The 20,786-nt window shown below is 43.2% G+C and carries 11 protein-coding genes; 1 reads left to right on the top strand and 10 read right to left on the bottom strand.

Features of this window, described 5'->3' with window-relative positions; all coding sequences use genetic code 11:
- Nucleotides 1-35 precede the first annotated feature (35 nt).
- From ACHWSC_RS17590 to ACHWSC_RS17570, 5 genes are all read right to left on the bottom strand, one after another.
- Nucleotides 36-2,600, bottom strand: a complete 2,565-nt coding sequence (locus tag ACHWSC_RS17590) for an alpha-L-fucosidase (protein ID WP_394677633.1) — start codon at nucleotides 2,598-2,600, stop codon at nucleotides 36-38.
- A 111-nt stretch (nucleotides 2,601-2,711) separates the two neighbouring features.
- Nucleotides 2,712-4,472: a RagB/SusD family nutrient uptake outer membrane protein gene (locus ACHWSC_RS17585; RefSeq protein ID WP_394677632.1), complete on the bottom strand. Its 1,761-nt coding sequence runs from the start codon at nucleotides 4,470-4,472 to the stop codon at nucleotides 2,712-2,714.
- 17 nt (nucleotides 4,473-4,489) lie between these two features.
- Entirely contained in the window at nucleotides 4,490-7,993 is a 3,504-nt protein-coding gene (locus ACHWSC_RS17580) for a SusC/RagA family TonB-linked outer membrane protein (RefSeq protein ID WP_394677631.1), read from the bottom strand.
- Nucleotides 7,994-8,246: 253 nt separating this feature from the next.
- Nucleotides 8,247-9,473, bottom strand: coding sequence for a FecR family protein (locus ACHWSC_RS17575; protein WP_394677630.1), 1,227 nt, complete (start codon nucleotides 9,471-9,473; stop codon nucleotides 8,247-8,249).
- 64 nt (nucleotides 9,474-9,537) lie between these two features.
- Nucleotides 9,538-10,137 carry an RNA polymerase sigma-70 factor gene (locus tag ACHWSC_RS17570; protein ID WP_313184420.1) on the bottom strand — a complete coding sequence of 200 codons (600 nt, stop codon included), beginning with the start codon at nucleotides 10,135-10,137 and terminating at the stop codon, nucleotides 9,538-9,540.
- Between the two features lie 156 nt (nucleotides 10,138-10,293).
- Here ACHWSC_RS17570 and ACHWSC_RS17565 point away from each other — a divergent pair, with 156 nt between their 5' ends.
- Entirely contained in the window at nucleotides 10,294-11,442 is a 1,149-nt protein-coding gene (locus tag ACHWSC_RS17565; protein ID WP_394677629.1) for an alginate lyase family protein, read from the top strand.
- A 59-nt stretch (nucleotides 11,443-11,501) separates the two neighbouring features.
- On the opposite strand, the gene ACHWSC_RS17560 is transcribed toward ACHWSC_RS17565, so the two are convergent.
- The 5 genes from ACHWSC_RS17560 to ACHWSC_RS17540 form a co-directional block, all read right to left on the bottom strand.
- Nucleotides 11,502-13,007 carry a glycoside hydrolase family 32 protein gene (locus tag ACHWSC_RS17560; protein WP_394677628.1) on the bottom strand — a complete coding sequence of 502 codons (1,506 nt, stop codon included), beginning with the start codon at nucleotides 13,005-13,007 and terminating at the stop codon, nucleotides 11,502-11,504.
- Nucleotides 13,008-13,073: 66 nt separating this feature from the next.
- Complete coding sequence (locus ACHWSC_RS17555) at nucleotides 13,074-14,678, bottom strand: glycoside hydrolase domain-containing protein (protein WP_394677627.1); 1,605 nt, start codon at nucleotides 14,676-14,678, stop codon at nucleotides 13,074-13,076.
- 75 nt (nucleotides 14,679-14,753) lie between these two features.
- Nucleotides 14,754-15,866, bottom strand: a complete 1,113-nt coding sequence (locus tag ACHWSC_RS17550; RefSeq protein WP_394677626.1) for a hypothetical protein — start codon at nucleotides 15,864-15,866, stop codon at nucleotides 14,754-14,756.
- Between the two features lie 43 nt (nucleotides 15,867-15,909).
- Nucleotides 15,910-17,592, bottom strand: coding sequence for a RagB/SusD family nutrient uptake outer membrane protein (locus ACHWSC_RS17545; protein WP_313184409.1), 1,683 nt, complete (start codon nucleotides 17,590-17,592; stop codon nucleotides 15,910-15,912).
- A gap of 44 nt (nucleotides 17,593-17,636) precedes the next feature.
- Nucleotides 17,637-20,762, bottom strand: a complete 3,126-nt coding sequence (locus ACHWSC_RS17540; RefSeq protein WP_394677625.1) for a SusC/RagA family TonB-linked outer membrane protein — start codon at nucleotides 20,760-20,762, stop codon at nucleotides 17,637-17,639.
- Between the last annotated feature and the right edge of the window lie 24 nt (nucleotides 20,763-20,786).

The raw sequence follows: 20,786 nt of genomic DNA, 5'->3' as shown, positions 1-20,786 counted from the left end.
CAACATCGTTATAATTGATAAAGCTAATAGCTGGATTAGCTTAGTTTTAGTTTTATTTTTAGCGCATAGCCCAAGCTGCTGTTTTGTATCTTCTTGGGTAATTTCAATTGCAATCCATGGTTATCCTGATGGAAATCGATCCGACCAACCCCTAAAATTTCCACTGATTTCACTTTAGCCTTATTTTGGTTCAGGGACTGTACGTTGACGATTCCATCTTTGGGTACTACAAGAGCCATCGCATATACAAAATCATTCTTCTGTGTAAACCAAAAATCCAAGGCTGTAAATGATACTTTAAATCCTTCCCTTTCCCGTTGCTCGGTATCTGTTATCCGAACTGTTGTTGGTCCCTCATGCGCAATGGTCCAGGGTGATGTCCCATAAACCGCTTCGGCATTGCGCCGCAACCATTTCCCTAAGATAGCAAGATTTTTCTTTACCGGTGTGGCTACATTTCCTTGTGCATCTGGACCAATATTAAGCATATAATTTCCTCCTTTACTGACAATTTCAAGGAGCCAATACCTTAATTCATCCACATTTTTCCAATCGTGGTCATAAGATTTATAGCCCCAGGAATGGTTGAATGTTCCAATGGCTTCCCAAGGTCTGGTAAAACGCTCAGAAGAGTCAGGAATCCGATTATCCCCAGGAATGGCATAATCGCCCATACCATTGCCAATTCGCTCGGAGACAATAACACGTGGATTACAATCATACACGGTTTTATAGAATCGAAAGCTCTGTTCTGCAGTCATCAGTCCTGGCATATCAAACCAGATATATTTCAGCTGTTTAAACCGTGTCAAAATTTCCTTTACCTGAGGAATTGCTTTTTCGTTGAGATACGAAGCGAAAGAATTTTCACTGGGATCCCAAAGATTGGCACCGAAAGCATCGGTTTTGGCATGAACAAGATCATGTTGTGCCTTCGTTACCGCATATTGCGCGTCGCTACCATCCCGCCAGTCGATATTCTGTGAATAATAGATACCAAAATCGAGTTTATGCCGAAGACAAGCATCATAAAGTTCCTGAATGATGTCGCGTTTAAAGGGCGTGGCCTGCTTGCTATTGAATGAACTAACCGTTGAACCATATAGGGCAAATCCGTCGTGATGTTTACTCGTCACAACAAGATACTTCATCCCTGCAGCCTTGGCCATTTTAACGATTTTATCGGCATCAAAAGATTGCGGGGAGAATTGATCCGCTAATTTGGCATAGGTAGACCGTGGAATTTTTGCCACCAGTTGAATCCATTCAGCAACACTCGGACTACCCAAATCTTCCATTTTTTGCCCATTCCACATCCCAGCTGGAATAGCATACAGTCCCCAATGGATAAATAGACCAAATTTCTGCCGCTGAAAATCTTTTAATGCTTTTGCCTTCTGTCTATTCATCTCCTGCCATTCGTTCATCAATTGTGCACGCTGATAGTTTCGCTTATTCCAGCGCATCAATGCTTCTAAATAATAATAATCTGCATAGACGAGGGGGACGTCAATCTCCCCTTTATGCGGAATACTGCCCACACTATGCTTCAGCACAAACAAACCATTTGCTCCGACCTCACTGGAGTACTGCGGTGACCCCAATGAACGCAACATCGTTTCGGCGACATCCAAATATTCCTGCTGTTGCCCAGTTCCCATGTAGTCAACCAACTCCAACAATGCCGAAGCAGTGACCGCCGCCGCCGATGCATCCCGCGGAATAGTCTCAAAATCTGCTTTACGATAATTCCAGTTTGGGACAAATCCAGCTTGATTTACATCGAAGTCCCATTGTGGCACCTTATCTTGAGGCAGACGCGGATGCTTTATATAAAACTCTGCCATTTTTAGTGCAGCCTGTAAAAACTTAGGATCCTTCGTTTCACGGTACATCACAACAAATCCATACAATCCCCAGGCTTGCCCTCTAGCCCAAGCGGAATTGTCCGAAAACCCCTGTGCCGTTTCCCGGCTCAATACAGCACCGGTATTGGGGTCATAGGTAACCACATGATAAGAACTGTAATCTGCGCGATATTGATTTTTCAGCGTCGTTTCTGCATGTCGAATAGCGGCATTACGATAAACAGAATCCCCAGATAATTTGGAAGCTAAAAAAAGAAGTTCCAAATTCATCATGTTGTCGATAATGACAGGGAATTCATACGTATGTTTACCATCCCAAGAGGAAAATGTATCCCAAGACTTAATTGCACCAACCTTCGGATTGAAACGTGTCAATAACGATTTGGCGCTCTGGATTAAAATTGATTTGAATGTAGTATCACCAGTTAACCGATAGGCATTTCCATAACTGCAGTTCATCACGAAACCAATATCATGGTGCTGCGTATTATATTGATTTTGGCGTAATGAATTCGTCCATTTTAGTGCAGCGTCCCGCCATTGATCCTCGCCGGTATACTCAAAGACATACCAAAGGCAGCCTGGCCAAAAACCACCCGTCCAGTCCCGGATATCAGTAAAAGTTGTTTTCCCCTTTGGATCAGCCGATCGTGGATACTTACGCAGATCGCTATGATCTTCATACAACAAAGCGTACTGTCGCTCGGCCAAATCAAATCCTTTTTTTACCATATCACTTGTATCCGCCCATAGAAAAAAAGGATAAAAAAGGCTCAAAAAATAAATAATGTATAGGCTATATCTAAAAAAAATCATGTTTAGGTTCATTTTATATCCATAAAACTAATCGATCCAACCTGGGTTCTGCACCAGGTTTACGTTCATCTGTATTTCTGAGGTCGGGATAGGCCATACGTTCAAAAAGTCACCCTTATAGCTATAATTCCCAACATTTGTCCCCCAAACCTGCTTACGTCCATTGCCTGCTTGAAACACCTTCTCTTTCCAGGTTCCCCAGCGCAATTCGTCAAAGTAATTGATTCCCTCATTCGGGAACTCAACCCGACGTTCATTACGAATACGCAGGCGTAAGTCTTCCTTCCCACCGACGGCAGTTGAAGCATTAGCATTTAAAAGTGCTACACCTGCACGCTGACGAACTTCGTTAACTTTTGCTATAGCTTCATTTAGTTTGCCCTCTTCATTCAAGGCCTCGGCCCACATCAATAAAATATCAGCATAGCGGAAAATCGGAAAATCGATAGGACCATAATTGCGATCCACAATCTCATTGACTCCTTCAGCGACAAATTTTCGATAGAAATAGAAGAAATTGATCTGTGTATCGCTCTGAATATCGCCGTCTACCTGTGCCTGCCCGCGAAATGGCCAGCGCATAAATTGAAGACTTTCAACATTCGTAAAATTATAGGCACCCCTAAAAGTCGAATAAGGCGTCACGACATTGGCCTGCAAACGGGGATCACGATTTTCATAGGCTTTTTTTATACGCTCCTCATTGCCTTGCGGTAGGTAAAGACTCATCTTTGCACCTCTCAACGTTGCAGCAGCTTTCTCGGCCTCCGTGAGATTGTTGCGCAGAAAAAACACCTCCCTTTCATTTTCGGTTAAACTGCTGTATCCTGGAATAATTTTATCCCATTCAAACTTAGAACCATCGTTATTTTCATAGAGATCGACCAAATGTGGTGAAGGCATGTAATAATTCCAGCCACGCGAATAGACCGAGGGCCAGCCACAAAACAATTGCATATTATTTCCATAGCCTGATTCACTCCGATGCTGAATAGAAAAAATCATCTCAGGACACTGTTCATTAGCTTCTTTAAACAAAGCTTTATAATCTCCGAAGAGTGAGTGGCCAGCATCTTTTACTTTTTGAAAATCTGCCGAAGCTTTTGTCCAATCTTTTCGATAAAGATAAACTTTACCCCGTAAGGCATAAGCTGCCGCCTTTGTTGCATGGCCATAATTCGCATTCCCCGCAGGATAACGATCTGGAAAATTAGTTTCTGCGATACAATCGTTCAAATCAGCTAGGATTTGATTCCAGACATCATCTTCCGAACTACGTCCTTTGACGGCTTCGGCTGCAGTAAACGGCTCAAGGTAGATGGTTACACCTTTGTAAAGCTGATTGAGCCGAAAATAAAAGTAAGCACGTAGAAATTTAGCTTCCGCAATATATTTCGCTTTCTTTTCTGCTGTAGAAGGTGACTTTAGGGGAATATTCTTTAAGGCATCGTTTGCTCGTTGAATACCTTCATATTGAATCTTCCAAACATTCACAAATAATGGATCACCGGCGGTGATGGTACCTGTCAATAAGGGTTCATCAAAACGTGCCTGCCCAGTATAGGAGAAACGGTCAAACTGATAAAGTTCATAAGGTGAGATCAGTCCGCTATGCCCCATTAAGAGTCGAAAGGAACTATAGATCCCCGCAATCCCTAAATCAGTTAAATTGTCGGTTGTCCACATCGTTGCCGTGGAGACCGATGAATATGGGGAGGTATCCAAAAGATCTTTTTTGCAACCCAATATACTTGTTAGCAATACAATTGCTATTATTTTTTTCATCATTTTCATTGTCATTCGAATTAAAAAGTAAGATTCAAACCCAGTGAATATTGCCGCATTGAAGGGTAATTTGTTGTCGAACCTATCTCAGGATCCAAACCAGGATATTTCGTAAATGTCAGCAAGTTTTCACCCGCTAAATAGATCCGTAATTTTGCAATTGATAGACGGTTTGCCAAGCTTTCTGGAAGCGAATAACCCAATTGTAGGTTACGTAGTTTCACAAAAGAAGCGTTATACAAATAATAATCACTGGTACGTCCATTCTGTGCATCTGTCACTCCTTTTAAGCGTGGATAATAACCAGCTATCCGGTTGTTGGGATCGGAAGGATTTGCGGCATTATAATAGTAATGGTCATTTGCGACCAATGCCGGTACCGATTTTCCCTGCGCAACGATGGATGAATTGAGATAGAGTTCATTCCAGTAATACGACATACCTGAAGAAGCGGACCAAATCATGGATGCATCAAATCCTTTATAGGCCATATTGATACTGAGGCCGTAATTGAATGCTGGAGTTTCTCTTTTGCCCATAAACTTTTGATCATAGACGTTCCCGTAGATACCATCATCGTTCATATCCGAATAGATCAAGTCACCATACCATATCTTGGTAGGGTCTATGCCATCGGCAGGCTGAAATGAATAGCCAGCAGCGACCATAGCCTTCAACCATTCTATATCCTGTTCCGTCCGGATCATACCGTCGCGCGGCCCTCCATTTTTATCGACAGAACCATCCGCTAAAAAATGGCTTCCCGAACCTCGGTATACATTGTACAAGTAAAATTCATTGATTTCGTGCCCTTCTAAAATACGCTGGTTGACACCGTTGGAAACCATACCGATATTGGACTGGTAAACACGATTACCTGCCGCATCCGTTACATAGCCCTCCGACAATGCTCCTTTATATTTTTCTACCCGATTGGTATTATAGGCGAAGTTGGCCGATATTCCATAGTTAAAACCGTTAATTTTATCTTGGTATCCCAGCGTCAATTCAATCCCCCGCTTGCTAACTTCGGCTATATTCATGGTTGCTGCAGTAGCAGTTCCAGTTGTCGCCGGAATGGTCGGAACATATAGGATTCCATCGGTATAAGCACGGTAGGCATCAAATTCGACCGTTAATTTATTTTTCAATGCCGTGGCTGTAAAACCTACATTTGTTGTTGTGGTCGTTTCCCAGTGTAAAAGATCGTTTCCTAGTTTAGTCTGTGCCAAACCACGAACAGCCTGATTATTGAATGAATAGTTTACCGTACCATACGAGGGAAGATGATCGTAATTACCCGGAGAGGCATTATTTCCGGTTTTCCCCCACGAGGCCCTTATTCGCAAGTCATTCACAAAAGCTTTGAGTGGACTCATAAAAGATTCTTCCGAAATACGCCATCCCGCAGAGAATGCCGGAAAGAGCCCCCAGCGTTTGGCGGTTCCAAATCGAGATGATCCATCGTACCGTACCACCGCTTCCGCAAGGTATTTATTAGCGTAAGCATAATTTGCGCGACCAAAAAAGGACCGCAACCCGTAGTCAAGCTCATCACCCGTAATGGAACTCATTGTCGTCGCCGAATTAAATGTTGTCAGGTCTGGATGCACAAGCCCAAGTTTGGCCGCTCCGATATTATATTGGTTAAAATACTGTTCATTATACCCCAAGATGCCGCCCACATCGTGTTTACCAAAAGATCCTGAATAACGTAATACATTATCAACGATCACATTGTAGCTCTTGGTTAACCCATACTGGGTAGTTATTTGTCCCGCAGATAGCGCCGCCGTACTTAATTTGTTGGTTGCAAAATTCCATTTCTCATAAGGCACCTGATGAGAATTCGTCTCGGTATAGGCATGGTTATAATTTACCCTTGATTCAAACTCCAAGCCTTTCATGAGATTTAACTTCGCAAATATTGTGGTATTGAATCGATTGACCTGGTTCTTTCCACCCATCCCATTTAGAAAAGCCAGGGCATTGTTTGCAGTAGCCGATTCTTCGGCCGCAGCCGGGAAACCATAGACCCCGTTGTAGAAAGGATAAACTCCTGGCACGGTTTGGGTCAGGTAAGAATATGCTGTGACCACATCGGCGACACTCAAATTCTGCATATCGCCAAAGGTCTGGGTACCCACAGTTAAAAACTTGGCAACTTTAGACTGTAAGTTAATACGCAGACGTATCTTGTCTGCTCCAGTTTCGGGCATCGTCCCCGGATTGTTGAAATAGCCCACTGAAAAGAGGTATTGCGTATGCTCACTGCCACCATTTAGAGAAAGATTGTGATTTTGTAAAAGTTTGCGTTGTCCAAAAAGCACATCGCCCCAATTGGTATTTGGATAAGCGACTTCATTGGGAATACCAAATTCTGTTAACCCTGTTGGATTTTTCTTCGCTTCTTCCCAGAGGTTGATTGTTGCATCGGTATAAACAGCCGCTTGCCCTAAATTTTTGAAGCCTTCATTAACAAGGCGCATATGTTGTGCGTAATCGGTAATAAATTCGGGTACATTATTGGGGCGCAACAGCGAAACCATGCCCGTATAAGACACATTATTTTTTCCCTTGGCTCCCTTTTTTGTCGTAATTAAGATAACGCCATTCGACCCCAAGGATCCATAGATCGCTGCTGTTGCCGCATCTTTTAAAATCGAAATTGACTCCACATCATTGGGATTAACGGCATCCATAGATCCGACAATACCATCGATCACAACCAAGGGAGACGTATTGTTTAAAGTTCCTTTTCCACGAATCAGTATACTAGCACCGTCTGCACCTGGTTTTCCGGTTGTGGCCTGTACGTTAACGCCCGCCGCGAGTCCAGCCAATGAAGGGCTAAGTGTGGAGGTTGACCTATTCTCTACCGAACTGCCGTTCACGGTTGATACGGCACCAATTACATTTGCGCGTTTCTGGCTTCCATACCCTACGACGACCACCTCATCCAGACCACTTACCTCCTCCTGAAGTACAATGGTTAATTCATCATTTCCAGTGACACTTTTTTCCAAACGTTGATAGCCTATGTTTGAAAATACCAAAGTGCCATTTGGCGTTGGTAACTGAATTGTAAACCTTCCATCCTGGTCCGTGACCGTGGAAATATTAGCTCCCTTCACTGTAATGGTGGTTCCTACCAGGGCTTGTCCTTTACCATTAACGACTTTACCAGCAATGCTCCGCTGCTGGACTTCTTTGCGTTCGGTATTTGGCGGATTTCTTTTGGGTTTTATCACGATCACCTCATCTTTTTTGATCCACTCCAGATCCAAAGGTGCTACGATAGCATTTAATGCATCTTCCAATTTGGCATGCTGTATATTGACTGACAAACGTGCCTGAGCCAATGACTTGCCAGTTAAGAAAAAATTAACACCACTCTGTTTTTGGATATCACGCATCACCTGATTTAAGGTAACGTGCTTAGCGGTTAAGTTTATGGTCTGCGCATTTCCCTCTGCAAACAGCTGCATCGCGGTCAGTAAAGAAATGAGTACGATCAATTTCATAATCAGTATACTTCGTAAAGTTAAACTCCACGGGTGTAGCCTAACAAATGGATAAAAAATCATATGTTTGTACGGTTTGTATGTTATTTATAAATGGTTATCAAAAATTTGCCTTTGGGCAACACTTGTAAGTATATGCATCCAATTCAAGGCAGTGCCCCCCAGCACTGCCCTTTTTGTTTTGCTTATACCCTTTTCCGGATTAAGTGGAATCCATGATCATTTCTTTTTTCATCTTTATTTAGGGTTTTAATTACAACGGTCTAACATATAGGATATTCTTTTCATCGCTTTTGCTCAGCTCAAAACGCAACCCACCTTCTTCCAATACGTCAAGTACCTCGCGAAGTGGCTTGCTTCGTTTTATACGACCGTAGAAATGTGTTTGCGGTACCTCGCCCTTATACTTCACTTCGACATTATACCAGCGACCAATCTGCTGCAGTGCATCCGAAAGCGGTGTTTCGTCAAAATAAAACAAACCTTCTTTCCAGGCGGTAAAGGGTGCTGTATCCACATTTGCGAGGTGTATTTTTCCGTTATTGGAATTGGTCGATTGCTGACCTGGTAGCAGGAATATTGCTTTTGAATATCGTTTATCGTTCGATAATTTAACCTTCCCATTAACTAAAGTCGTTTTAATCACGGTATTATCGGGATAAGCATTGACGTTAAAGGCAGTCCCGAGCACCTCAATTTCCTGTCCTTTACTCAGCACTTTGAAAGGTCGTGCGCTATCTTTCGTCACTTCAAAAAAGGCCTCGCCTTCCAAACTAACTCTTCGTTCATTTTTTGCAAAGCTCATCGGATATTTTAGCGAAGAGCCCGCATTGAGCCATACTTTTGTGCCATCGGGTAAAGTAATCTGGTATATCCCCCCTAGCGGAGTGGCTAACTCCAATACAACCTTACTTGGATCTGCCGCCATCCCCTGTTTATCTAATGCCGCAGCAGCGATAGACTTTCCATTTTCGTAGGTAATACTTTCTCCCATCACAATCCCCGATGCCTGTTTATCGAGTTCTAAAAGTGTGCCGTTCGCTAAACGAAGGGTAGCACTGTTTCCACCAGGCTTTACAACACCACCCGTTGTATCTTGCATCCTCACGAGGTTAATGTCTGCCTGAACAGGACTCGTCTGTTGCTGCCAGAATAGCATTGTAAAAATAAAGAGCAATAGGCAAGCCGCCGCAGCCCAATAGGGCCAAACGATTGAAAACTTAGGTTTATCGCGCTCCTCTGTGCCTTGCTGAATTTGCTTTTTGATATTTCCGAGCACTATTTTTTGCCTGGATTCACTCATTTTCCCTGCAGCAGAAGGCTGGAGTAAACTAGTGACTATAGCCTGATCGATGGCATCCTGATCCCCGATGTCGGTAGCAGAAAGCGCATGCTGTAGCCATTCGATCTCTTCAAGCGAGCAGTTCCCTTCTTTATATTTTTGAAGTAATTGGTCTATTTTAGATTTATTGGTCTCCACTGAGCTGTATTTTTAATAGTAAATACACACTTCGTAGCATAAAGGTCTGCTCTAGAAAAAAAAATTAATTTGCAGCATGCAGAAGCAGAATCATTAGTAGGGCCGAGAAGCCATTATCCTGCAATGCACCATGTCGGATAAATTTATTTGCTTTAACAATATGGTCGCGAACAGTAGCAATAGAAATATCCATTTCTTCGGCAATCTCCTTATAGCTCTTACCTTCAAGCTTAGATAACCTAAATATTTTTTGGCGTTGTGTGGGCAATCTGCTCAACAAGTCTTCTACCAAGACCATGGCCTCCTTGGAATCGAGCACCTTATCAATGGTATTTTCAGATTCCAATGCGCCATAGGCGAGCTGGACTTCAGATTCCATCTCCAATTTCAGGCGTCGTTTGAAATTAAATGTGATGTTACGCGAACAGGTAAAAAGAAATGCTGCAAAAGATTGTTCAGGATCTATTTTTGACCTATTTTCCCAGATACGCAGAAAAACATCCTGAAGTAAATCTTCGGCACTAGTTTCATTTTTCAGAAACTTAAGGATATTGGCATAGATAATCTGGCTATAACGATGGTACAAGATATCAAAAGCCTGCATATCTCCATGATGGAGTTGGCACAAGAGTTCCTTCTCAGGCAGATTTTGATTGATGTCCATAATTGATTATTCTAGGCATGAAGTTAATTACTTCGCTGCAATAATTCAAATGAAATTTCTGAACACCAGTTAACTTATGTTATTTTTTTCTTAATTTGCAGTAGCTAATCCCCCCATAGCGATCAAACCAATCGATAAACGTATCCATTTAGAACCATGCAAAATTTCATATATCTATTTTTTGGCTTACAGGCCCAAACCACTCAATTTTTAAAAATAGGATTGACCTTGTCTATAGTCGGCCTATTTATTTGGCCTTCACATGGTCATGGGCAATCCTTAATGCACCCAGTTACCCAGGTCAATTATGTGAAATCGCAAATCAACAAAAAATCCGAACCTGTATATACTGCATACACGCAGTTGATTAGGCTGGCCGATTCTCTTTTATTGACTGACCATCATGCTGTTGAAGATTTTAGTGTACCCGGCTTTTACAGCGATAAAGAAGGCCAACGTGCTATGGCAAAAAAGCTCTATGCGGATGCTTTTGCTGCCTATTGTACGGCCTTGGTTTATACCTTAAACGGGGAGCAAAAATATGCATCCAAGGCCTTATATTTCATTAACTCCTGGGCCACAATCAATAAAAAATACAGTCAGTTTGACGGACCAGTTGTGCTTTCTTATGCGGGAGCCGGATTGATGATTGCTGCCGAATTACTTAAAAACGATCCCCTTTGGGCGAAGAAAGATCATGATCATTTTAAGGTCTGGACCATCGATGTCTTTCAAAAAGCGACACATTTCTTACGCGAAAAATCCAATAATATTGCGGATTGGGCGAGGTTTGCGAATCTACTTTCGGCAAACTTTCTTGATGACCAAAAAGAGCTTTCTTTTACAATAGCCTTAATCAAGGCTGATCTCTTTGAAAAGATCGCAGCTGATGGTCATCTTATCGAGGAAGTAAAACGGGGTGAGAAAGGTTTATGGTACACCTACTTTTCATTAGCACCATTGACAGCCTCCATGTGGTGCATACACAATGCCACCGGAGAAAACCTATTTACCGCCACGAAGGACGGAAAATCGGTCACGCAGGCCCTTGACTATTTATATTATTACAATCAACATCCAACTGAATGGCCTTGGTTTAAAAATCCGGACGTTGACATCCTGGACCGGACAGCAGGAGTTTGGCCCTCCAATCTCTTTGAGGCCATGAAGGATATTTATCATACATCGAAATTTGATCCGTATCTTTCAATGTACCGTCCAATAGTTTACAAAAAAAATCATTTTGCGTGGACTTTCCCCACGCTAATGCCAGCACACTTGAATCTCGAAAATAAGACAAAGTAGCGAAGCATAAAGCGATCCTTGTCTTATCAAGGATCGCTTTAATGGCAAAAATCCAGCTCTTATCTCTTAAATGCAGAAATACCGATTTCCTGAAACTCCAACTTTTTATCTCCCACGATACGCAGCTTGGTTATCGGCTTGTTCGGAAAAAATAAACTGGTCATTACCGTTAGCCCCTCGTCTGCAAAAAGTTCCACAGAGCTCACATCAACATACAAACTGAAAGAAAGTGCACCCTTATTTAGCAGCCTTTGTGCCAAAGCTGTCTTTGGAAATTCTCCATTAAAAGACACTTCACCGGACTTAGAACGATCGATATAATAGGCATTTTGGTCTTCACGATAACCAATAACCAATTCGTCGCCATATTCATTCGATAAGATGACTTTAAAAGCCTGCTGCTTCAAATCTTTGAGGTCCAAACGATACGCTTGTGGGAGATGTTGCTCGAATGAAACTTCCTTCGTTCCACCGCCATGGTATTTTTTTAGTGGTCGAAATGCAGTTTCAATTTCTTTGGGCACAGTACTCGCGACGTAGAACGACTGTCCAACTTTTCCTAAAGATAAAACACGGGGTATGGTTGAGGAGGAACGCCATTTTGTGGTAGGAACCACATTGGCATATTGCCAGTTGCTCATCCAGCCAATCATCAGGTGCCTATCCCCTAGGTTACTCCAGGTTACGCCAGCATAGTTATCGGGTCCCCAATCCAACCACTTTATTTTAGTATCTGCTGTTCGGAACTGATGCCCATCAAAGTCACCCACAAAATATTGTGTCACCGAGCCACCGTTGGGTCCACCTGGATTGATGCTCACCAGCAAAACCCATTTTGTAGCTCCTTTGTAATCCATGGGGATAAGATCAGGGCATTCCCAGACACCGCCATGGGCACCCACCTCTTTGCCAAACTCACTTTCCTTCTGCCACGTTTTCAAATCTTTGGAAGAATAGAAAGTAATACAATCTTTTGTAGCCAAGGTCATAATCCAACGTTGGCTATGCACATGCCACATCACCTTTGGATCTCTGAAATCCCATATACCAGGGTTTGGCAATACCGGATTGCCTGTATACTTTGTCCAGGTAAGGCCCTTGTCCAAACTATAAGCCAAACTTTGATTTTGATGCAATCCTGTTTTTCGATCCTCTTCCTGATGATTGTGATGAGTAAAAATGGCGACCATAGCACCTTTTCCAAAACCTGCCGTGTTATCTTTATCGATTACAGCACTACCAGAGAAAATAGTCCCCAAACTATCGGGGTACAATGCGATCTTCTGCTCGTCCCAATGGATTAAATCTTTACTGATCGCATGGCCCCAATGCATAGGCCCCCAAACGGGTTTTTCGGGATTATGTTGAAAAAAAAGATGATAATTACCGTTCAGATAAACCAGTCCATTGGGATCGTTCATCCAGCCCTGCTGTGGGGTAAAATGGTAAAGTGGGCGATACTTCTCTTCGGGATCCCCTTGTTTATGCTGTCCCGTCTGTGCCAGACTTGTACCAAAAACACCTAGCAGGAGCATTAAAACACCGTATTTCTTTAATCTTATCATTTTTCTTTTGTTTACATTTCTAATTAGGTTATTGTTCGCTTCAATAGGCAAATATCGTCTCAATTGTCAGGAAGATTTTTCGATTTTCAACCCATTCACTTTTACTGTTCCTTGATCCGCGAAAATAGTCCAAGGGTTTTGATCCATTTTATAGATCCGGTTGGTAAAAGCAACACGATCATTCACATATACGATACCAATCGATTTTTCAATAATAATTTTCACGTTAAAAATCCGATTGGTCGGTACTGTAAGTGGCGTAAAATTGAGTTCTGTTTTGTTTCCGCCGCCATCGCGTGCCTCCTTGTTCATAAATAGTGCTGGCATGTTCCAACGATTGGATGAAGTCAGATCAAAAGCAATGCTATACACTTCGGTCGGATCATTACATGCACCAAATGAAAAACCAAATTTGCTGGATTGAGAAGCATCAATGGTCATTGTCATTTTAACAGATGAAGTATTCCGGTTAAATTGTGCATAACTTCTTCCGCCCGATTGCGCCGTCAAACTATAGGTTTTATTCGATTCGGAAACTTGACCAACATTGCTCAGTTTTTCAAAGGCGACTTCCTTATTGAATTTACTGTTTAGGGCTTCCGGAATTTTAGGATATAAACGTCCTGAAGCTCCCTGAACCAACTGGTGTGAAATTAAATTTCCAGCCCAGGGCAGTTCGTTGTTATTATTTACTGTTTGCCCGGTTGAACACCATCCCGAAAGATAACGTGTCGTACCGTCGCTAGCCGTTTTGCCCGCATAGAGATAGCGTCCGTCGAAGGTTTCATGATGTCCTTCGGCATCCCGACAGATCATCCAGGGGCCATCCGGAGAATCCGCAACACGATAAAATGTCTTACGATGTTCATCCCGGTTGATCCGCGAAAACAAGAGATACCATTTATTGCCCATTTTAAATAGATCCGGGCATTCCAATAGTTCTGCATCTGTTTCGATTCCATATTTCTCTACTGTCCCTGTGGTCGCAGCGAGCGGTTCAATCATAGACCAACTGCTTAAATCTGTCGACTGATAACGTGCCAGCGTTCCTTTTCCGTCTTTTCGTGTCGTGACTAGCATGACGTAGGCATTGCGGCCTTCATCCCAATAAACCTGTGGATCACGAAAATTATTTTGATCATAGCCCGCTGCAGCCTGCAGCGCCATTGCTGGTTGCTTGGTCCAATTCATTAAATCAGTTGACGTAGCCAACATAATCTTTTCCGCAGGCGTAAAAACATTGTTATGCCCCGTATAGAAACAGTAATACAATGTTCCTTTTTTAATAAAACTTCCTGTTCCGATCCATTCATCCTGACTCCCCACGGCACCCGACGACAAGACTTCGGTATAGCCCTCAAATGTACCGTAATCATTTGTCCGCGTACTATAAATCGGATGCCTGTTGGCATTTTCATACAGATAAAACAAGTAGAACTTGTTATCGTTGGCATTGTAGTAAGGCATGGGATCGCCCACAAACCCCTGCTGGGGTCTGTAAAACCTTTGATAGGGGCCCGCCTCCTGCCCCGAAATACATGCCGTAGAACTATCCACAGGCAGTATTTCCTTGGGCCTATCCAGCCCTATCGAACTCTCGTCCCCATTCTTGCAACTTGTCAACAAGCTTAGCAAGAATACTGTCGGAAGCAAATATATCTTTGGTCTCATGATCTAAATCTTTCTATTAATCCCTGATTAGCTATCATTTTTGCTTTTATAATAACTTGTTTTGTTTGTATTCGATTACTCTTTAGGTAATGCCTTCAATTCGTCCCAGTACATCCGTTGGGTAGGAAATGCCACGGGCTGTCCATTAGGATGCTCATGTGGCATTACCAGTATATTGTTAATGATAGCCTTTCTTCCGGCAGGAATCTGAAAAACCAATTCTTGCCACTCACCGACATGATCTTTCGAATAATTGGCACGCAACCAATCTTTATTCTGTTCGCCATCCGATTGAATTTCCAATTGCACATCACCAGCTACATCTTTCAATACCATCATCGAGAAACGCCCGTATTCTGCCGGATTGATCGTCACTTTATTTGCATTCCAGAGCGCTCCACCGTGCCATCCTTCACCAGTTTTATTGTCCCGTACAAAAGACGCACAGAAGGGTGTTGCATTAATTCCAGTGGTTTTCGGATTGGGATAAGGTGAATCTACCGTACTCACCCCTAACCCGTCGAAATGTGGAACGCTGGTTTCGCCATTATAAATCATAAAGATTTGTTTGGGTTCTGTACCCAATAGGGCAGTTACCGTGTATTGGAAAGTCTGCCCCATATACGCAAGGCTGTATTTTATGGGGGAACTTAAATCTACGGGCCCACTCTGATTGGGCGTTATGCTTGCTCCGGCTGTAAATTCTATCGCAGGTGATAGATTCTTTAGGTCTGTCCCCAGGGGTAGGTAAATTTTAATGCTTTTATTTTTCTGATCAATGATCCCTGCTTTTTCTCCGATGCGGAATGCCGTTATTTCTGCTTTGATTTCTTTGACGGTTACCTGGTAGGTATTAAATAGATTACCATTAAAAACGCGGTAAGTAATCGGTGTTGTGCCAGAAAATGAAAAATTCTGGGCGATGCCTGAAGCTGGAGAAACCTTTGCATTACTGGGCAATTCAATTGTCGGAGCCACCGCCGAAAGATCTGTACCTTCAGGAACCATAACAAGAATGGTACCTTTTGCCTGATCTACTTTCCCAATGGTATTGCCGACCTTGAAAGAAAGTACATCTACATCTGCACTCAAATTGAGTGTACTATCCGCATCACGCTTGCAGGCAGCGAGAAGCCCGATAAGCAGGATGGCAATCCCTACTTTTATATAATTGTTTAATGTGTTCATTGGAATAATTGGTTATGCTAATCGTTCAACAATAAATGCCTGTTTAATAGCCTGGATTTTGTTTGTACAGATACTTACTTAATCTGATCTGTGCTTCGGGAATCGGCAGATATTCATTCCTATCTGCTGTAAAATGTGCCGAGGAATAATAAGATCGACGTGACTTTTCTACATCATAATAGGCATTCATGGCCTGGTCTGCAATTCCCCAACGTACCAGATCAAAGAATCTTCCATTTTCCATTGCAAGCTCCAAGCGTCTTTCCCAACGTAACGCCTTCCGGGCATTTTCTTCGGTCCATACAATATTATCTCCATTTTTGTACGTTTCGATCAGCGTTTTATCATTTGCATATCCCGTAAGTGAGGTGCTATTTTTTGCGCGCGTACGCACTTGATTGATCAATGGCAGTGCTTCAATCGAACGATGCAGCTCGATAAGCGCCTCTGCCCGCATCAACAGCACATCGGCAAAGCGCAATACAATTCGATTCTTTGTATTCGCATAGAAGGGTACCATGGGGACGAAACAATCACAGTCGGGATCAACATTTTCTTTTAACGAGGCGTAAACGGCATACTCCGCCGGATTACGATTCCAGCTTTCTTCGTATGTTCTTTTGCTACTATACTTGTAAGGTAAGCCCGGAATTGCAACTGTATGGAATAACCTCGGATCGTACTTCTCGGAGGTATTAAAGCTATTCAACGCATTATAATTATCCAGTGGTAGACCTTTACCCGTTGTGCGAAACGCATTGACAAGGCTTTGACTCGGTTTATTGAAATCACAACAGCCCAGCCCCATAGGTACAGATAGTACATCAGAAAAATTAACACGCCCAAATTTTGTCCCGTCATCTTTTGAAAACTGAACTGAAAACAGCGCTTCTGTCCCATTTTCATACTTGCCCGGCAAGAAGTTAAATGCAAAGTCGGTTTCCAGCGTATGGTTCGATGAAAGCACAATATCCGTATTTTGTACAACCTTTTCCAAATCTCCCGCATCGATACCCGTCACCATATTACGTTCGGCATTGTCCTGACGGTATCCCTTATACAGGTAAGCTTTGGCGAGATAAGCCGCAGCGGCGATACGATTGGCCCGACCGACCTCCGTTTGCACAGCAGGAAGATGATCTACCGCATATTGAAAATCCGCTACAATCTTTTGCCATAATGCATCGTTGCTTAGGGCTCTATTCGATACGGTTTCATAGCTGTCTACCGGTACATTTTCATCGATATAAGGCACATATTTGAAAAGGATCTTGAGCATAAAGTAAAAATGCCCCCGAAGAAAGCGTGCTTCACCCAGTTTTTCTTCCTTCCCGTCGAAATTGTCCATTTCCTGTATGGTCTTGATTGTTGTATTGGCACGCGAAATTGCAACGTACAATTGAAACCACAATTTATCCAACTCCGCGAAATTGGTTGTAATGTTATTTGAGACCTCAAGAAAATGAAAGGTCTGGATATCCTGTGGTCCCGATCCGCCTTTATATGCATCGTCCGACCGAACCGTACCATAGGGCCATAAGCTAAAAGGGACATCATAATGATCATTGCCCAAAGCGGCATAGGTCGCTGTCAATAATCGTTCTGGCTCTTTAACCTGATCGGAGCTCAGCACACCATTGGGTGTTTGATCCAAAAATTTGGTACATCCTGGAAGTAGTCCAGCAAGAACCATAAGTATCGCTATTTTAGTGGTTATTTTTTTCATCCGTATAAATTATTTATAAGTGTATAGCCTTATTTCTCACCTTTTTAAAATCCAATATTTACCCCAGCTGTCCAGGTCGTTGGAATTGGATACCCCCAGCCTACATTTTCAGGATCTACACCTGTAAAATTCTTTGACTTAACGGTAAATAGGTTCTGACCGGTGACATAGATCCTTAGCCGGCTCATACGCAGGCGTGAGGCTGTTGCTGTTGGCAAGGTATAGCCCAGAGACAGATTCCGGAGTTTCATATAAGATCCATTCTCGATAAAGTAATTTGACAGGCGGCCCTCGTCATTGCTGTTTGTCGTTTGTAAGGCCGGAATCGTGGACGTTGGATTTTGTGGTGTCCATGCATTCAGCAACCGCAGGCCTTTGTTGGAATTGACGTCATCCACACTCCAGAAGTCTGTTTGTTTTTTCAGCCAGTTTTCGACATCTATCCCCTGTACCCCCTGAAAGTATGCCGACAGGTCAAACCCTTTATATTTCAGCACAATATTGAGACTATAGGAAAAATCAGGATGTGGACTACCGATCCAGGTACGGTCCATATCCGTAATCTGTTTGTCCGCATCATAGACGTTGACGTAACGTAAACGCCCTATCCCCTTACCGGTCTGATTGACGTGCGCATCCACTTCGTCCTGATTCTGAAAAATACCGTCGGTGACATAGCCATAGAATGATCCCAGCGGCCGGCCGATAATATTATCTCCCTGACGACCTCCATAGGAGTTTTCTACCGCTTCGGGCAAATGTGTCACCTTGTTTTTATAGGTAGAGAACACAGCCATCACATCATAATCCAGTCCAAACGATGTTTTATTGCGATATCCAGCCGATAGGTCCAAACCTTTATTTTCCATGGAGGCACCATTCGCCCAACGGTAACCACCCTCTCCGACCACACCGATATAGGCTGGATTGATCAACATATCTTTGGTTGCTTTGACATACCAGTCAATCGAACCATAGAGACTTTGATTAAACAATGAAAAGTCCAAACCGATATTCGTCTGCGTTGTGGTTTCCCATTTCAGGTCATTGTTTTCTGTTTGGATTTTGCGATATCCCGACGGTAATTTTCCCGTTCCTGCGCCTGAGAGATCGTATGCTGTGCCATCCACGATGTTCCATGTCGGATCAGCAACACCATATTCGGGAACGAAAAGCGCATAGGTAGCCAGATTACCTATACCTTGGTTACCTGTCTGCCCCCATCCAACACGCAGCTTGAGGTCCGAAATATAGTTTTTCGTACTTGCCATAAAACGCTCGGACGAAATCCGCCACCCCGCTGTTACCGCCGGGAAAGTTGCAAAGCGGTTATTTTTACCGAAGCGGGAAGAACCATCGTGCCGCACGGTGAAGGAAGCTAGATAGCGGTCATCATAGGAATAATTGGCCTTTCCAAAATAGGATAACAGCGAGAATCCCGTAGAGCCACCGCCTACTGCCGCTGTGCCCGTACTCACACCTGGCCACATATACTCAGGTGTCTCTATGGCAAAGGCGCCATCTCCGGCAGTATAGGCATTAAAATTGATATCATTCTGACGGTTCATTTCCATACCGGCAAGCACATCTAAGGTATGTTTATCAATCTGTTTCCGATATGTCGCCGTATTGGACCAAGTCCACTTCATTCCATGGGACTGTTCCATATTAACCCCACTCCGGCTGCTATTCATAAATCCCGAACGATAGGATACTTCCAAATTACGTTTGTAAAAATTACTATAGTCCAAACCGTAACTGGTGCGGACATGCAGACCTTTTATAAGCTGTAGATCCGCATAGGCATTTCCAAACAACCGCCAATAATTATATTTATTGTTCCGGTTATCATAAAGTACACGCATGGGATTATGGCGGTCGTTCATTCCCAATGCTGGTCCACCCCATCCTATTCCATCTACTGTATGGACAGGAATAATGGGCAATGCTTTTAACGAAAGGTCAAGCACATCGCCCGGTACCTGCACTTCACCGGTATTGTTTACCGTAAAATTCTCGCCCACCACCAAGCGTCCATCAAACAATTTATAATCGGCATTCATCCGGGCAGATATCCGCTGGAAATCCGTGTAACGGAGTGTCCCATTATTGTGCAAATAACCTAAGGAGAAAAAGGAACTGGATTTTTCTGTCCCGGAGCTTAATGTCGCATTGTAAGATTGTTGCAATCCCGGTTTTGAAACTTCCTTAAACCAATCGGTATCGGAAGCGTACATGGTATGTTCACGGTCGATATACTTGGAAACAAAAACAGTATTGAGCTGAGGTACGCCATTTGCGTCGTTATTCCATTCAAACTGATAACCAATATTATTTCCGTTGGGGTTTCCGCCATTATTGATGGTGGCCTGCCACAATGCACGACCATATTGTTGGGCATCCAGCACTTTCATGCGATTATTAAAATGCGTACTGGTGGCATAGGCGTCTACTGTAAGTTTAGGGGCACCCATCTTTCCTTTTTTTGTCGTGATGACAATAACACCATTCGCTGCGCGCGAGCCATAGATACTCGCCGAAGAAGCGTCCTTTAAAACCTGAATACTTTCGATATCATTCGAATTGAGTTCATGCATTCCTCCCTGTGTGGGGGTTCCATCAATGACATACAAGGGATCCTGACTACTGTTGATGGAACTGATTCCGCGCATACGCACTGTTGCCGCTCCACTTGGACTACCATCCGAAGTTACGGTCATACCAGCTACTCTTCCTTGCAGTGCTTTCATCGGGTTATTTTCCGGAGCTTTCATCATCTCAGCAACATTAACAACACTCACTGCACCTGTCAAATCCTTCTTACGTTCTGTTTGATATCCTGTAACGACCACTTCATCGAGCCCTTTTTCGGTAGGTGCAAGCTGAATATCGAGGAACTTTCTTCCTGCTACAGCAATCGTCTGGGAGGCATAGCCGACATAGCTTATTTCCAATGTACCCTGATTGCCCGAAGTCTGAAGGACAAATTCTCCCTTTTCATTTGTCTTGGTGGCTATTGTGGTTCCCTTCACCACTAAAGATGCCCCTACTATAGGTGCTGCTGTCCCACTATCCGTAATTCTTCCCCGGATTTCAGTCTGTTGCGCAAATGCGACAACAGAAAAAAGTGCCAAAGACGGGAGCAGCATTGCTTTCTGTCTTGTAAACATAATTGGTTATAAGTAAATGGTTAA

Origin of the sequence: uncultured Sphingobacterium sp. (assembly GCF_964277905.1) — a bacterium.
Classification (GTDB): Bacteria; Bacteroidota; Bacteroidia; order Sphingobacteriales; family Sphingobacteriaceae; genus Sphingobacterium; species Sphingobacterium siyangense.
The sequence above is the reverse complement of the archived record's forward strand: the minus strand, read 5'-3'. Positions and strand labels throughout refer to the sequence as shown.

Bases quoted from the DNA above. Each gene is read 5' to 3' on its own strand.
- ACHWSC_RS17590 (WP_394677633.1), bottom strand. From the start codon at position 2,600: ATGGTAAAAAAAGGATTTGATTTGGCCGAGCGACAGTACGCTTTGTTG.
- ACHWSC_RS17585 (WP_394677632.1), bottom strand. From the start codon at position 4,472: ATGATGAAAAAAATAATAGCAATTGTATTGCTAACAAGTATATTGGGT.
- ACHWSC_RS17580 (WP_394677631.1), bottom strand. From the start codon at position 7,993: ATGAAATTGATCGTACTCATTTCTTTACTGACCGCGATGCAGCTGTTT.
- ACHWSC_RS17570 (WP_313184420.1), bottom strand. From the start codon at position 10,137: ATGGACATCAATCAAAATCTGCCTGAGAAGGAACTCTTGTGCCAACTC.
- ACHWSC_RS17565 (WP_394677629.1), top strand. From the start codon at position 10,294: ATGCAAAATTTCATATATCTATTTTTTGGCTTACAGGCCCAAACCACT.
- ACHWSC_RS17560 (WP_394677628.1), bottom strand. From the start codon at position 13,007: ATGATAAGATTAAAGAAATACGGTGTTTTAATGCTCCTGCTAGGTGTT.
- ACHWSC_RS17555 (WP_394677627.1), bottom strand. From the start codon at position 14,678: ATGAGACCAAAGATATATTTGCTTCCGACAGTATTCTTGCTAAGCTTG.
- ACHWSC_RS17550 (WP_394677626.1), bottom strand. From the start codon at position 15,866: ATGAACACATTAAACAATTATATAAAAGTAGGGATTGCCATCCTGCTT.
- ACHWSC_RS17545 (WP_313184409.1), bottom strand. From the start codon at position 17,592: ATGAAAAAAATAACCACTAAAATAGCGATACTTATGGTTCTTGCTGGA.
- ACHWSC_RS17540 (WP_394677625.1), bottom strand. From the start codon at position 20,762: ATGTTTACAAGACAGAAAGCAATGCTGCTCCCGTCTTTGGCACTTTTT.